Genomic DNA, 14,676 nt, shown 5'->3' with positions numbered 1-14,676 from the left:
GGTTATTCCCAGTTGCCCAGGTCGGCGCTGTAGCCTTCGCCGCCGGGTTGGCCGTCCTGGCCATAGAAGATCAGGTCAAAGGCGCCATGTTCACCGGGGAAGCGGTAGCCGAAGGCATGGCCGAACGGGTCTTTGAGGTCTGACGGCTTGGCGTACGGCCCGGCCCAGCCGGCGCTGTTGCCGGGTTTGTCGACCAATTGCTGCAGAGTCTTGGGCGGCGAGCCGACGTCCAGGCCATAGCTTTCGATCTTCATGCTCAGGCTGGCGAGTTGCGCCTTGCCCGCGCCGTATTTGCCCTTGTCCACATTGCCGCCGACCTGGCGCACCACGATGGTCGCGACGATGCCCAGCAGCACGATCACCGCGAGCATTTCCAGCAAGGTAAAACCGCCCTGGCGGCGGGCGGGCTTGAATCGGGTATGGCGCATAGGTGCAGTCCTCAAGGGTTCATATATTGCTGGTCAAGCTCATCAGCGGCAGCATGATCGCCAGCATGATCACCGCCACCAGCACCGCCATGACCACGGTCAGGGACGGCACGAGGGCGGCCAGCAGGCGGTCGATGCCGCGCTTGGCTTCGACGTCGAACACGTCGGCGACCTTGAGCAGCATGCTGTCGAGTTCGCCGGCCTGTTCGCCGACTTCAATCATTTGCAAGGCCAGATCGGGCAGCAGCGGCTCGCTGCCGAAGGCACTCGCCAGGGTGCCGCCGCCCTTCACCGACTCGGCAGCCTGGGCGACTTGCGCTTGCAGCGCACGGTTGGTGCAAACCTGCCGGGCGATCACCAAGGCTTGCAGCAGGGCCACGCCGTTGCTGAGCAAGGTGCCAAGGGTGCGGGCCAGTCGCGCGGCTTCGACCCGTTGCAGCAGCGGGCCGATGATGCGAATGCCCAACACGCGGCGGTCGTATTTTTCGCGGCGCTGCGGGTCGCGCAGGCGGGCGGCGAGTGTCCAGATCGTCACGATCAAACCGGCCAACACCGCCAGGCCATAGGCACCGAGGAATTGGCCAAGCGCCAGAATCACTTCAGTGATCAGTGGAATCGGCACGCTCAGGTCCTTGAAGATCGGCACGAACTGCGGCACCACGTAGGCCAGCAACAGGGCCAGCGAACCGAGCACGCCCACGACCAGGAAGGCCGGGTAGATCAAGGCGTTGATCACCTCGCCCCTGAGCAACTGGCTACGCTCCAGGTAATCGCTGAGCTGGCGCAGGGTGTCCTCCAGCGCGCCGCCCGCCTCACCCGCACGCACCATACTCAGGTACAACGGCGAGAACTGGCCGCCCTCCTCCTCCAGCGCCTTGGATAACGGTTGGCCGGCCTTGACGTGTTCGCGGATGCGCTCGATCAACGCACGGGTCTGCGGCTGGCCAGGCTGCTTGAGCAGGATGCCCAACGAGCGCTCCAACGGTTGGCCGGCGCCCAACAGCGTGGCCAGTTGCTGGGTGAAACTGACCATTGCCGCGCCGTTCAACTGGCCACGGCCAAAGGCCTTGCGCAGCCCCTGCCCCCCCGCCGCATCGACCTGCAACAGCAGCAATCCGCGCTTGTGCAAGGCGGCGACGGCAGCGGCATGGTCCTTGGCTTCGAGGGTGCCGTTTTGCGCCTGGCCCTGGCTGTCGAGGGCGCGGTATTTGAACAGGCTCACGCGCCCTCCCCACGAGTGACGCGCAGCACTTCTTCCAGCGAGGTGACACCCGCCACGGCCTGGCGCAGGCCCTCTTCGTGCAAGGTCCGCAGGCCGCCACGGCGGGCGGCCTGTTCGAGGGTGGCGGCGTCGGCCTGGCGCATCAACAGGCTGCGCAGTTCGTCGTTCATCACCAGCAGTTCGGTGATTGCACTGCGGCCGTGGTAGCCACCACCCGCTGCATCGGCGCGGGGGCGATAGAGCATGATCGGGCGCTGCTCGGTAAACCGATCCAGGCCATGTTCGGCGATCAACTCTGCGGGTGCTTCGAAGGCTTCGCGCGTGGCCGGGTCCAGGCGCCGCACCAGACGCTGGGCCAGGATGCCATTGACGGTCGACGCGATCAGGTAGCTCTCGACGCCCATATCCAGCAGCCGCGTAATACTCGCCGCCGCGCTATTCGTGTGCAGGGTCGACAGCACCAAGTGGCCGGTGAGGGACGATTGGATCGCGATGCGGCAGGTTTCCAGGTCGCGGATTTCACCAATCATGATCACGTCCGGGTCCTGACGCACGATGGAGCGCAGCGCGCCGGCAAAGTCCAGGCCGATGGCGGGTTTGACCTGGATCTGGTTGATGCCCTCGAGTTGGTACTCCACCGGGTCTTCGACGGTGATGATCTTGCGCTCGGCGGTGTTGAGGCGCGACAGCGCGGTGTACAACGTGGTGGTCTTGCCCGAGCCGGTGGGCCCGGTGACGAGCAGGATGCCGTGGGGCCGTTCAAGCACTTCCAGGAAGGTTTCCAGGCGCTGGCCATCGAAGCCCAGGCTCTGGAAATCGAACTGCACGGTCTGCCGGTCGAGCAGGCGCATGACCACCGACTCGCCAAAACTGGTGGGCACCGTGGACACGCGCAAGTCCAGCTCCTTGCCCTGGATACGCAGCATGATGCGCCCGTCCTGCGGCAGGCGCCGCTCGGCAATGTCCAGGCGCGCCATGATCTTCACCCGCGAAATCACCGCCGCAGAGGAACTCGACGGCGGCGCTTCGGCTTCGTGCAGCACGCCGTCGATGCGATAGCGCACCTTCAACTGGTTTTCGAACGGCTCGATATGAATGTCCGAGGCGCGCTGTTCCACCGCGCGCTGCAGGATCAGGTTGACCAGGCGAATCACCGGCGCCTCGGAGGCCATGTCCTTGAGGTGTTCGATGTCTTCCAGTGCACCGCCCTGCTCATCGAGGTTTTCGATCAGGGTGCCCATGGCTGAGCGGCCCTGGCCGTAGTAGCGCTCGATCAGCGTCTCGACTTCATTACGCGGACCCACGGCCAACCACACCGGCACACCACAGGCATAGGCCACAGCCTGGAACGGGTACACCAGCGATGGGTTCGCCGCCAGAACCCTCAGGCCGCCCTGGCTCCAGCCCACGGGCACCACCTGGTAGTGGCGCATGAAACGCTCGGTCAGTGGCGGCAATGGGTCCAGCAGCGGCGGCGCGGCATCCGCCAGCAGCAGCGGTGCGCCGAGCAAGTCTGCCCAGGCGCGGGCCAATTCCGCTTCGGAGACCAGTCCCAGGCGCGTCAACAAGCCGAGCAACTCGCTGTCGCCGCCCTCCTGGGACAGGCGCCGGGCGCGCTCCAGGTCGACGGTTTTCAAGCCGGCCTGCTGCATCAACCACGCGCACACCTGTTCGGTGTTCGGGATCTGCAGCTGGCAGGCATTGATGGGCGTTGAAAGACTGGGCTGGGACATGGGTAAAAATCTGAGGGGCGATGTGCTAAAGGGCTGTGTAAACCCCTTGTGGGAGCGGGCTTGCCCGCGATGGCAGTGGATCAGGGCCGAATGTGCCGGCTGATACACCGCTATCGCGGGCAAGCCCGCTCCCACAGGGTCCGCGTTTTCCCATCAGTTGGACGTTTTCGGCGCGGTCGTCTGGCTGCTGTTCAGCGGCCGACCACCCTTGGTGGTTTCAGCCTTCTGTTTTTTTGCCGCCTTGGCGTCGTGGGCCTGGGTCAGCACCGTGGAATCGGTGGCCCCGGATGTCGCATCAGCGTCCGTGGACTCAACCGCCATCGCCGCGCCACTCAGCGCGACGCTCAGTACGACACCGGCACCCAGCAGGAAAATCTTCATTAACTTTCTCCAGATCAAAAACAGCAGATAGCCCAAGTGGCGCCTTGAACTCGATCAAGACCCTACACCAAAGCAGTGTGTATTACAGCATGTATAAGACATGGCACTTTAGAACTACCGGGCAATGCCACTCGTTAGCCATGCCACGACAGACTTCCTTAAACCAATCGACTGGTAGGTTTAACACAAGTTCCAAAACGTAAGAAATTATTTCTTATTTCACGCAAAAATTAGCTTTCGTTTGACTTATAACCGCAAGAATTGCCTTAATTATGCGGTTTTCGCGGTTCAAAATGCCATCTCGTGATATCGCCTAGACACTATCTACAACAACAACTAATACAATTATTACACTTATAAAACTGCGTAATTCGCCAAATAGTTGCAATTAGCCATCGGTTAAAAATTGCGATCACGGGCAACTATTGCCCAGAAAAAAGTGACGAGCGTGCACAGCAACACGCACTTCTCGGCGCGCCATGTTTACTGAACAGTTGTCGGAGACCCCATGAATAAACGCAAAATGATCGGTGCACAGTCGGCATTCGCCCTGCTGGCACTCGCCGTGTCCCAGGTGCACGCGGCGACCAGCCCTGCCCTGGATGAAGGGCGTGTGAGCCGGGCGGAAAAAGCCGCAGACAAAACCCTGGCCAAGATGACCCTGGAAGAAAAACTCGCCTACATCGGCGGCACCGGTGGCTGGGATGTCAAGCCGCTGACCCAGTACGGTATCCCGCAGATTCATGGCGCCGATGGCGGCGTGGGTGTGCGCTACACCAGCGAAGGCAATGCACAGGGCGTGGTCTATCCGTCCGGGCCAAACCTGGCCGCCAGCTGGAACCCGCGTCGCGCCATCGACCTGGGTCGTGCCCTGGGCTATGACACTGCGAGCGGCGGTTATCAGTTCGTCACCGGCCCCGGCGTGAACCTGTACCGCATGCCGTACAGCGGCCGCGCGTTCGAGTATTTGTCCGGTGAAGACCCGTTCCTCGGCGCCAGCCTGGGGCCGGCGTTGATCAACGGTATTCAGTCACGCGGGGTGTGGGCCAATGCCAAGCATTTCGCCGCCAACGACCAGGAAAGCAACCGCTTCCACCTCAATGAAATCATCAGCGAACGCGTCCTGCGCGAGATGACCCTGCCGCCGTTCGAGTCCGCCTCGAAGAACAGCAAAGTCGCGATGATGATGTGCGCGTTCCAAAAGGTAAACGGCGAGTTCGCCTGCCAGAACAAGCACCTGATGCGCGACATTCTGAAAACCGAGTGGGGCTACCCAGGTTTTGTACAGAGTGACTACAACGCGGTGGTCAGCGGTTTGCCGGCGGCACAGGCCGGCACCGACCTGGACATGATGGGCTACCAGATGAACAGCACCATCCTCAAGCCGTACCTGGACAGCGGTGAGCTGAGCAGCGCGACCATCGATGACAAGGTGCGCCGCATTCTCAAGCAAATCTACCTGTACAAGTTCGACAGCAAGGCACCGCTGACCCGCCACAACATGAACAGCGCCACCAGCAACCGCGTGGCGCTGAACGCCGCCCGTGAAGGCATTGTGCTGCTGAAGAACCAGGACAACCTGCTGCCGCTGGACGCGAAAAAGGTCAAGCGCATCGCCGTAGTCGGCAGCCTGGCCAAGTACGCGCCGCCCACCGGTTTTGGCAGCGCCAACGTCATGGCCGCCAACTACATCAGTGAGCTGAGCGGCCTGCAGCAACTGGCGCCGGGGGCCAAGGTCGAGTTTATCGATGGGCTGTCTCTGGACCCGACGACCTCAAGCTGGACCCATGCCGACAGCAATGGCAACAGCGTCAAAGGCTTGAAAACCGAGTTCTTCAGCAACGCCAACTGGTCCGGTGACCCGGCCGCCAGCCGCACTGACACGCATGTCGACCTGGACTGGTCCACCGACAGCCTGCCGGTGAACGGCGATACCGCCGCCACCTCGATTCGCTACAGCGGCCAGATCACCCCAGCCGTCAGCGGCGAACAGGTGTTCAAGATCCGCGCCGACGGTGCGGTGCGCCTCTACGTCAACGGCAAGAAAGTCCTCGACAACGGCGACGGTAAGCCGCTGCCAAACAACAGCATCCCGCCGACCATTCCGGTGTTTGCCAAGGTCAACCTGGAAGCCGGCAAAGCTGTCGACATCAAGCTCGAATACTCGCGTCGCAACGGCTACCTCTCGACCATGGGCGGCCTGGTCGGCGTGCAAATGAGCTGGGCCTCGCTGGTCGCGCCGAAAGACCTGGCGCAGTACGACGCCGTACTGGTGGCGGTCGGTAACAGCAATGAATACGAAGGCGAAGGCTTCGACCACAGCTTCGATTTGCCGGAGTACCAGAACCTGCTGATCCAGAGCATCGCCAAGGTCAACCCGCACACCGTGGTGACCCTGCACGGCGGTACCGGCCTGAAGATGAGCGACTGGATCGACCAAGTGCCGGCCGCGCTGCATGCGTTCTACCCTGGGCAGAACGGCGGCCAGGCCTTGGCAGAGATCCTGCTGGGCAAGGTCAACCCGTCGGCCAAGCTGCCGATCAGTATCGAACGCAATATCGAAGACAACCCGATCTACGCGACCTTCCCCAAGTTCGACAACCAGGAAACCCTGGCCGAGATGAGCTACAAGGACGACCTGTTCCTGGGCTATCGCGGCTACGAGAAGAAAGGCATCAAGCCGCTCTACCCGTTCGGTTACGGCTTGTCGTACACCACCTTTGGCTACAGCAACATCAGCGTGACCCCTGGGGTGGCAGTGGCCGGTGCACCGATCAAGGTGTCGTTCGACCTGGCCAACACCGGCAAGGTGGCGGGCGCCGAAGTGGCCGAGTTGTACGTGGGCCAGAACAACCCGAAAGTGGAGCGCGCCCTCAAGGAACTCAAGGGCTACAAGAAGGTGTTCTTGAAGCCTGGCGAGAGCAAGCGCGTAACCATCGAGCTCAACGACCGCTCGCTGGCCTATTACGACGTGGCGAGCAAGCAATGGGTGGTGGATGCGGACAGTTTCAACCTGTCGGTGGGGGCGTCGTCCCAGGATATTCGCCTGAACGCCAAGCTGGTCAACCCGTTCCGTCAGGAACTGTCGACCACTACCAGCAACCCGTTGCCGCGCTCGGCGCTCAATTCAACGCTGCGTGAGTCGACGGTGAAAACCGGTGGCGTGCTGCATCAGAATGAAGGTGACAGCGGCACCAGTGATGGTGATGGCTATGACATGAGTGATGACACTACCCAGGGCAGTGCCACCGGTAACTAACAGATAAGAGGAGTGCTTTCTGTGGGAGCGGGCTTGCCCGCGATGGCGGAGTGTCAGTCGGTACATTTGCTGCCTGACTCACCGCTATCGCAGGCAAGCCAGCTCCCGCATTTGGATCTTCATACATCAGGCGGATGAGACTCAGGCTCTGATGGCCGCTTCGACCCGCGCAATGTAGGTATCGAAACGCGCCACCAGGTCCACCCGCTCGGGAAAGCGCAGCCATTGGACCTGCAACCCATCCATCATGGCCAGAATCTCTTCCACCAGCCCGGCGATGTCCACGTCACCGCGCACCTCCCCCGCCACCACCAGGTCGGCAAACTGCCCCTGCATCCGCTGATGAATCGCCGCATAGCGCGCCTGGAACCACGTCCACGCCGGGTGGGTGTCCAGCAAACTCTCGGCATTCAGAATCGTAAACGCCCGCACCACCCCCGGCGCGGTGGCGTTCGAGCGGTTGATGGCACGCAGGCTGCCGAGCAGACCATTGAGGGATTTTTCGGCTCGCACTTCGTCGGCAATCCGTTGATTGACCTCGTCGCGACGCTGCAACACGCCCATCAATAGCGAAATCTTGCTGGGAAAGTGGTGCAACAGGCCGGCCACGGAAATGCCGACAATCGCTGCCACCTGGGCCATCGACGCGCCGCTGTAACCCTCCAGGGAAAACACCTGCAAGGCTGCGTCCAGCAGCTCTTCACGGCGCTTTTCACCTTTTGGGGCGCGACGGGTCTTGGGGGCGGGCTCTTTCATGGGGACGTCCTTGTGGGCAGGCTTGCACCGTATCCAAATCAGCCCTGAGCCGCAAATAAAGCTCAGGCGCTTTCCCGTTCGATCAAGCGGCAGTCCAACAGGTTCAAGCGCTGTACCTCACCCTTGAGGGATAACACGCCCAGGCTTTCCAGCACGCGCGTCGCCGCCAGCACGCCGATTTCCAACGCCGGCGGTTTGATCGTGCTCAGGCTCGGCAACAGCATTTCGGCAAACGGGTAATCGCCAAAACCGAGCACCGCGCAGTCTTGCGGGATCTTCACGCCGGCGCGCTGCCCGGCCAGCAATCCACCGGCGGCCAGGTTGTCATTGGCGAAGAAGATCGCCTCGGGCGGTGTGGCATGGCTCATCAACGCTTCCATCGCCTGCTTGCCCGCGTCGAAAGGTGCACGGTCGGCATCCGGGGTGAAGGCCCAGGGCTGCACACCCAGTTCGGTCAAGGTCGCTGCAAAACCCTCGCCTCGCTCTTGCGCGCTGAAGTCGCCCGCCGCGCTGTTCTGCACGAACGCAATGCGCCGATAGCCCTTGCCATGCAGGTAGCGCGCGGCGCTGACGCCGACTTCGTAGTGGGAAAAACCGATCTGCAACGGCGCGCGTTCGGGCACGTAGTCCCAGGTTTCAACCACCGGGATATCGGCGTCGGCGATCATCTTTTCGGTGCCCGCGCTGTGGAAGCGACTGGTCAGCACCAGCGCCGCCGGCGACCAGCCGAGGAACGCACGCACCGCGCTTTCTTCCTGTTCGACGCTGAAGTAACTCGACGCCAACAACAGTTGATAGCCATGCCGACTGAGGGTGTCGCTGAAACCCTGGATAGTGTTGGCAAAGATCGGCCCAGAGATGTTCGGGATCACCATCGCCACAATCCGCCCGCGTGCGGACGCCAGCCCGCCGGCCACCAGGTTGGGTACATACCCCAGCTCGGCCACCACCTCGGCAATCCGCTCGCGCCGCTCAGGCGAGACCTGCTCCGGCTGATTGAAGTAACGCGACACGGTAATCGCCGACACACCGGCCTGGCGTGCCACCGTGTTGAGGGTGACGCGCCCGGCGCCACGGCGTTTGCGCGGTTTTTCTGAGCTCACGAGGGGATCCTGTTAAAAACCAAAAGGAATATAGAACTAATTTTTCAGTATTTGACGTTCTAAACAACACCCAACAATAATACCGATGTTAGCGCTAACAAAGCGCGCTGTCTGCTACTCGCTCGAGCGAATGCCAACGACATATTCACCGGCGCTGACGGTCGCAAGAACCGCAGCGGTTCAGGGCATTCTTTTCGAGCGGACACAGCATGCACACACTCCAACGCGGCACTTTCCTGGTATTGGCAGGGTTGACGGCCCTCCCCGTCAGCGGCGCCTTTGCGGCCGATGAGCAAGAAATCACGCTCAAATCGGTGACGGTCACGGCCACCCGCCGCGAAGAATCGCTGCAAAAAGTCCCGGTGGCGGTCTCGGTGCTGGATGGCGAACAACTGGAGCGAGACAACCGCAACGGCGTGGCAAGCATCGCGCAACAGGTGCCGTCGCTGAACTTCCGCACCGGTGCGTCGAACAAGGACACCTCGCTGTTCGTGCGCGGCGTGGGCACCATTTCTACCTCACCGGGCGTTGAGCCAACGGTGGCCACCGTGATCGACGGCGTGGTCTACGCCCGCCCCGGCCAGGCGACCCTTGACCTGCTCGACCTGGAACGCATCGAAGTGCTGCGCGGCCCCCAAGGCACGCTGTTCGGCAAGAACGCCTCGGCCGGCGTGCTGAACATCACCAGCAAGGCACCCACTGCCGAGACCCATGGTTATATCGACCAGTCCTACTACAGCGGCAATGAAAGCCGCACGCGCTTCGGTATCGGCGGCAGCCTGGTGCCGGATGTGCTCAAGGGCTCGATCAGCACGTTGTTTGGCAGCTACGACGGTAACGTCGACAACCAGCACAACGGCCAGGAGGTCAACGGCTACAACCACAAGGGTATTCGCGGCAAGTTGGAGTTCACCCCCAACGACGACGTGAAGCTGACCCTGATCGCCGACTACATGCAGTCTCACGACGACGCGCCGAATGGCGTGGTGAGCAAGTCGCTGACTCCAGCGTTTACCAACGCGCTGAGCCCGGTGCGCGCCTCCAGCGACAACCGCGACATCAACACCGACACCCGCAGCCATGTGGAAGACACCAACAAGGGCCTGTCCGCGCAGCTGGACTGGAGCCTCGGCAACTACACCCTGACCTCGATCACCGCCTGGCGCGGCTGGGACAACACCCAGTATCAGGATGGCGACCGTCTCGGCACGGTGACAGCCGCCTTCCCCGGCACCGCCGACAAAGGCGAGCTGGACTTCAACCAATACTCCCAGGAATTGCGCCTGGCCTCGCCCAAGGGAGAATTCCTGGAGTACGTTGGCGGCCTGTTCTACATGCATGGCAAGGACGAAGAAACCTATCAGCGCACGCTGACGACTACCACACGCACCGACCGTGGCATCGCCGACTACAGCACCACCAACGACAGTTACGCGGTGTTCGGCGAGACCACGCTGAACTTCACCTCGCGCTTTCGCGGCATCGCCGGCCTGCGTTACACCCACGACGAGCTGAAATACGATCACCGCCGCGTTTCCACCTCGGCCACCACGGTCAGCGGGATCCAGCCCGCCACCTCCAGTTCCGGCTCGGTGGACGAAGACGGCTGGTCCGGCCGCCTTGGTGTGCAGTACGACATCAGCGACAACGTCACCAGCTACCTCACTTACTCACGTGGCTACAAAGGCCCGGCGTACAACGTGTTCTTCAATATGCAACCGCGTGACACCGAGGCGCTCAAACCGGAAACCTCCAACACCTGGGAAGCCGGGATCAAGGCCACCGCCTGGAACAATCGCCTGACCACCAACCTGGCGGTGTTCCACAGCGACTACGACAACTACCAGGCGAACTTTTTCGACACCGTAGCAGGCCAAGTCGTGACGCGGCTGATCAACGCCGGCAGCGTCAGCACCGAAGGCGTCGAGCTGGATTACGCCTTGCAGGCCACCCAACAACTCAAGCTGTCTGGCGCCCTGGCCTACACCCGTGCGCGCATCGACGAATTCGCCTGCCCGGCCGGTGCAGCAGCCACCTGCAACGTGAATGGCAAGCCGCTGCCCTTCAGCCCGGACTGGAAAAGTTACGTGCGCGCCGACTACAGCATCCCGCTGGATAACGGCCTGGATATCGAACTGGGCACCGACTACAGCTGGCAGAGCGAAGTGCAGTACGACATCAGCCAGAATGTCGACACCAAGCAAGGCGCCTACGGCATCTGGAACGCCAGCGTCGCGCTGGCCGACTACGCCAATGGTTGGCGCGTAGCTGTGCTGGCCAAGAACCTCGCCGACAAGTCCTACTCGCCGCTGCTGGCCAGCGGCGGTAACTATATCTACCGCGCCGTGCCCCGTGACGATGAGCGTTACTTCGGCGTGCAACTGCGCAAGGATTTCTAAGCATGAGCCGTCAACTGAAACTCGGCGCCTTTCTCATGGCCACCGGGCACCACGTCGCCGCCTGGCGCCACCCGGACGTACCGGCGAATGCGGGGCTGGATTTCGCCCAGTACAAACACCTGGCACGCGTGGCCGAAGCGGCGAAGTTTGACGCACTGTTCGTGGCCGACAGCATTGCGGCGGCCACGGGTGATATCGCCAGCCAGATGGCGCGTTCGGATCATTTCGAGCCGCTGACTTTGCTCTCGGCGCTGAGTGCAGTGACGGACCACATCGGCCTGATCGCCACGGCGACCACCACTTACAACGAGCCCTACCATGTAGCGCGCAAATTCGCCTCGCTGGATCACCTGTCCGGTGGGCGCGCGGGCTGGAACCTGGTGACGTCGGATGCAGCCGCCGAAGCGCAGAACTTCGGCCGCGATGAACACCTCGGCCATGCCGAGCGCTATAGCCGTGCCAAGGAGTTTCATCAGGTGGTGACCGGGTTGTGGGACAGCTGGGAAGACGACGCCTTTGTGCGCGACAAGGCCAGCGGCAACTATTACGACCCGACGAAGCTGCATGTGCTGGACCATGTGGGGGAGCACTTTCGCGTCAAAGGCCCGCTGAACGTGGCGCGCTCACCACAGGGCCAGCCGGTGATCGTGCAGGCGGGATCTTCCGAAACCGGGCGTGAGCTGGCGGCACACACCGCCGAGGTGGTGTTTACCGCGCAGACATCGCTGGAGAATGCCCAGGCGTTTTATGCGGATCTCAAGGGGCGACTTGAGCAATACGGGCGTGCGCCGGATTCGCTGAAAATCATGCCGGGGGTATTTGTGGTGGTCGGGCAGACCGAGGCTGAAGCGCAGGCCAAGTTCGAAGCGTTCCAGGATTTGGTCGAGCCCGAAGTGGGCGTGGCCTTGCTGGGGCGCATGTTGGGTAACTTCGACCTGTCCGGCTACCCGCTGGACGGGCCTTTGCCGCAGTTGCCATTGACCGACAGCGGGCAACGCAGCCGACAGCAATTGCTCAGTGACCTGGCCAACCGTGAGCAACTGACACTCGCCCAGCTGGGCCGGCGGATTGCCGGTGGACGCGGGCATTACAGCCTGATCGGCACGCCCGCGCAGATTGCCGATGAGCTGCAACGCTGGTTTGAGAACGGCGCGGCGGATGGCTTCAACATTTTGGTGCCGCACCTGCCGGGCGGGCTGGAAGATTTTGCTCAGTGGGTGGTGCCGGAGCTGCAACGACGCGGGCTGTTCCGTACTGAATACACCGGCTCCACTTTGCGTGAAAACCTCGGTTTGGCGCGCCCCGACAATCGCTTTAAAAAGGACGACGCATGAAGATTCCGGCGCTGCTATTGGCCTTGCTGGCCGTCACTCAAACCGCACTGGCGGCCGACCCCGCCACCCTGCGCATCGGCTACCAGAAGGGCTCTATCGCCCTGGTGCTCGCGAAGGAACACGGCCTGCTGGAAAAACGTTTCCCGCAGACCGAGGTGAAGTGGATCGAATTCCCCGCCGGCCCGCAGATGCTCGAAGCGCTGAACGTCGGCGCGCTGGATGTCGGCTCCACGGGTGATATCCCTCCCCTGTTCGCCCAAGCGGCAGGCGCGGACCTGGTCTACATCGGCGTCGAACCGCCCAAGCCCAGCGCCGAGACTATCCTGGTGCGCAACGACAGCCCGCTGCATTCGGTGGCGGATCTGAAGGGCAAGAAAGTCGCGTTCCAGAAAGGCTCCAGCTCCCACAACCTGATCCTGCGGGCGTTGAACAAAGCCGGGCTGAGCTACAAGGACATTCAACCGGTGTACCTGCCACCGGCTGATGCACGGGCGGCGTTCGAGCGAGGCAGCGTGGATGCGTGGGCGATCTGGGAGCCCTATTCGTCCCTGGCGCTGAGCCAGAGCCCCAGCCATGTTCTGGCCAATGGTGAAGGATTGGGGTTGTCGGGGCCGGTGTACACCGCGCGGCGTGAGTATGCGAAAGACAATGGTGGGTTTGTGCACGATCTGCTTGGTGAACTCACTGCAGCAGAAGCGCTTACCCGCAGCCAGCGTGAAGACAGCTTGAACGTGCTGACCGGCTTTATGGGACTGCCCGCCGAGGTGGTTGCGCGGTACATGGATAACCGCCCGCCTTCGCCGATTTTGCCGATAGACGCGAAGATCATCCAGGCGCAGCAGGCGACGGCGGATTTGTTTTACCAGAATCGGTTGTTGCCCAAGGCCATCGATGTCAAAAAGGCAGTCTGGAACGCTGAAACCAACTAAGACCCAAACTGAGGAGGGGCATGAAGTGCCCAAATAATTCTGGACACTTCAATCCGGCGCGATGATAACGCCCTAACCACACATTCAAAATGAACGAGTAGAGCATAAACTCGGAAAACCATAGACATAAAGATAAGTATTGGGACTACGCATCGATGAATTCTGGCCACAACCCTACCATTAGGAGAATCACTACAACTTAGTAAACGTAAACTCCTCAGACCAATTCCCGGAGCTATCTTGAATACTAGCGGTAAAGCTATTGCAAGCAAGATCCATCGTCCATAAATGATATTTATTGCCCCATCGAGTGAAGCTCAGATCAGTCCGCGTGGTAGTATTGCTGGTTGCGTTACGTTTGTAACCTGCGGACGATACGGAATCAGTAAGCCCGCCACTCTTTATCTCAGCATCAATAGCTCCGGTATCGTAATCCGCAAATCTTATTCTAAATAGCTCGAACACAGACGCGCCTGGACGAGTAAACTTGTATGTCCCCTCAAGCGCTGGATTATTCTTGGCCATTTACGCAACCCTCTTCAATTTAACTTACTCACAGATGACACAAACAAGATACATAAAAGCAAAAAAACCATAACCTGTTAAAAGTAACAGTCATTGATAATAATTGTTCATAAGCCACTCTTGCGCTATCGCAAAAAATTCAAAAACCCGCCCCACAACCACTTTTTTTGATGATACGAACACGGATTTTATGAATAATTTATGGCTCTTGCCGTTCGCTTTTCTGTGCATCACTAATTTTCATGAGTGGGGTCTAAGGGCTTCACCATGCAACACACCGATCACGTCGCAGTTGTGAGTTCACCTGCAAAAACGCAGGCGATGGCGGATTTGTTCTATCAGAATCGTCTGCTGCCTAAAACCATCGATGTCAGCACGGTCGTGTGAAGATCTGAAGGCACCTGAGAACAACATGTGGGAGCTGGCTTGCCTGCGATGAGGCCATGTCAGTTGATGCAGGAGGTGAATGACACACCGCTATCGCAGGCAAGCCAGCTCTTATCAAACAAAAAATAACTCATTGTTTTTGCTCTTAAAATTTAAGCCGCTTTAACCAGCTGCAATCCAAGTTTGCGTGCCTTGCGTTCCAAGGCGCGCATCTGCCGAT

General features: G+C 60.8%; 10 protein-coding genes. 4 read left to right on the top strand and 6 right to left on the bottom strand.

Annotated features, from left to right (window positions below):
- Window positions 1-2: 2 nt before the first annotated feature.
- The 4 genes from gspG to AACY52_RS11600 form a co-directional block, all read right to left on the bottom strand.
- Window positions 3-428 carry a type II secretion system major pseudopilin GspG gene (gene gspG, locus AACY52_RS11615; RefSeq protein ID WP_024076412.1) on the bottom strand — a complete coding sequence of 142 codons (426 nt, stop codon included), beginning with the start codon at window positions 426-428 and terminating at the stop codon, window positions 3-5.
- Between the two features lie 19 nt (window positions 429-447).
- Window positions 448-1,650: a type II secretion system inner membrane protein GspF gene (gene gspF / locus AACY52_RS11610; RefSeq protein WP_339438247.1), complete on the bottom strand. Its 1,203-nt coding sequence runs from the start codon at window positions 1,648-1,650 to the stop codon at window positions 448-450.
- Window positions 1,647-3,383 carry a type II secretion system ATPase GspE gene (gene gspE / locus AACY52_RS11605; RefSeq protein ID WP_339420965.1) on the bottom strand — a complete coding sequence of 579 codons (1,737 nt, stop codon included), beginning with the start codon at window positions 3,381-3,383 and terminating at the stop codon, window positions 1,647-1,649. The genes gspF and gspE overlap by 4 nt, the downstream gene beginning before the upstream one ends.
- A 153-nt stretch (window positions 3,384-3,536) precedes the next feature.
- Window positions 3,537-3,764, bottom strand: a complete 228-nt coding sequence (locus tag AACY52_RS11600) for a hypothetical protein (protein WP_339420967.1) — start codon at window positions 3,762-3,764, stop codon at window positions 3,537-3,539.
- A 508-nt stretch (window positions 3,765-4,272) separates the two neighbouring features.
- Between AACY52_RS11600 and AACY52_RS11595 the strand changes: the two genes are divergently transcribed.
- A complete protein-coding gene (locus AACY52_RS11595; RefSeq protein WP_339530610.1) occupies window positions 4,273-7,023 on the top strand; it encodes a glycoside hydrolase family 3 C-terminal domain-containing protein in 2,751 nt (916 codons plus the stop codon).
- 141 nt (window positions 7,024-7,164) lie between these two features.
- Here AACY52_RS11595 and AACY52_RS11590 read toward each other — a convergent pair whose 3' ends face one another.
- Together AACY52_RS11590 and AACY52_RS11585 are read right to left on the bottom strand one after the other, a co-directional pair.
- Window positions 7,165-7,779: a TetR/AcrR family transcriptional regulator gene (locus AACY52_RS11590; protein ID WP_339456999.1), complete on the bottom strand. Its 615-nt coding sequence runs from the start codon at window positions 7,777-7,779 to the stop codon at window positions 7,165-7,167.
- 62 nt (window positions 7,780-7,841) lie between these two features.
- Window positions 7,842-8,882, bottom strand: a complete 1,041-nt coding sequence (locus AACY52_RS11585) for a LacI family DNA-binding transcriptional regulator (RefSeq protein WP_339420973.1) — start codon at window positions 8,880-8,882, stop codon at window positions 7,842-7,844.
- Window positions 8,883-9,091: 209 nt separating this feature from the next.
- On the opposite strand from AACY52_RS11585, the gene AACY52_RS11580 reads away from it, so the two are divergent.
- The 3 genes from AACY52_RS11580 to AACY52_RS11570 are packed head-to-tail and all read left to right on the top strand — an operon-like array spanning window position 9,092 to window position 13,544.
- Window positions 9,092-11,281 carry a TonB-dependent receptor gene (locus AACY52_RS11580; RefSeq protein ID WP_339427889.1) on the top strand — a complete coding sequence of 730 codons (2,190 nt, stop codon included), beginning with the start codon at window positions 9,092-9,094 and terminating at the stop codon, window positions 11,279-11,281.
- Window positions 11,282-11,283: 2 nt separating this feature from the next.
- On the top strand, window positions 11,284-12,615 hold the full coding sequence (locus tag AACY52_RS11575; RefSeq protein WP_339438242.1) for an LLM class flavin-dependent oxidoreductase: 1,332 nt from the start codon (window positions 11,284-11,286) through the stop codon (window positions 12,613-12,615).
- Window positions 12,612-13,544 (top strand): sulfonate ABC transporter substrate-binding protein, encoded by a 933-nt coding sequence (locus tag AACY52_RS11570; RefSeq protein WP_339420979.1) that lies wholly within the window; start codon window positions 12,612-12,614, stop codon window positions 13,542-13,544. Before AACY52_RS11575 ends, AACY52_RS11570 begins: the two co-directional genes overlap by 4 nt.
- Window positions 13,545-14,676 lie beyond the last annotated feature (1,132 nt).

Source organism: Pseudomonas sp. EA_65y_Pfl1_P113, assembly GCF_963970525.1.
Classification (GTDB): Bacteria; Pseudomonadota; Gammaproteobacteria; order Pseudomonadales; family Pseudomonadaceae; genus Aquipseudomonas; species Aquipseudomonas tritici.
Note: the sequence above shows the minus strand (reverse complement) of the source record. Positions and strands in the feature narration are given on the sequence as shown.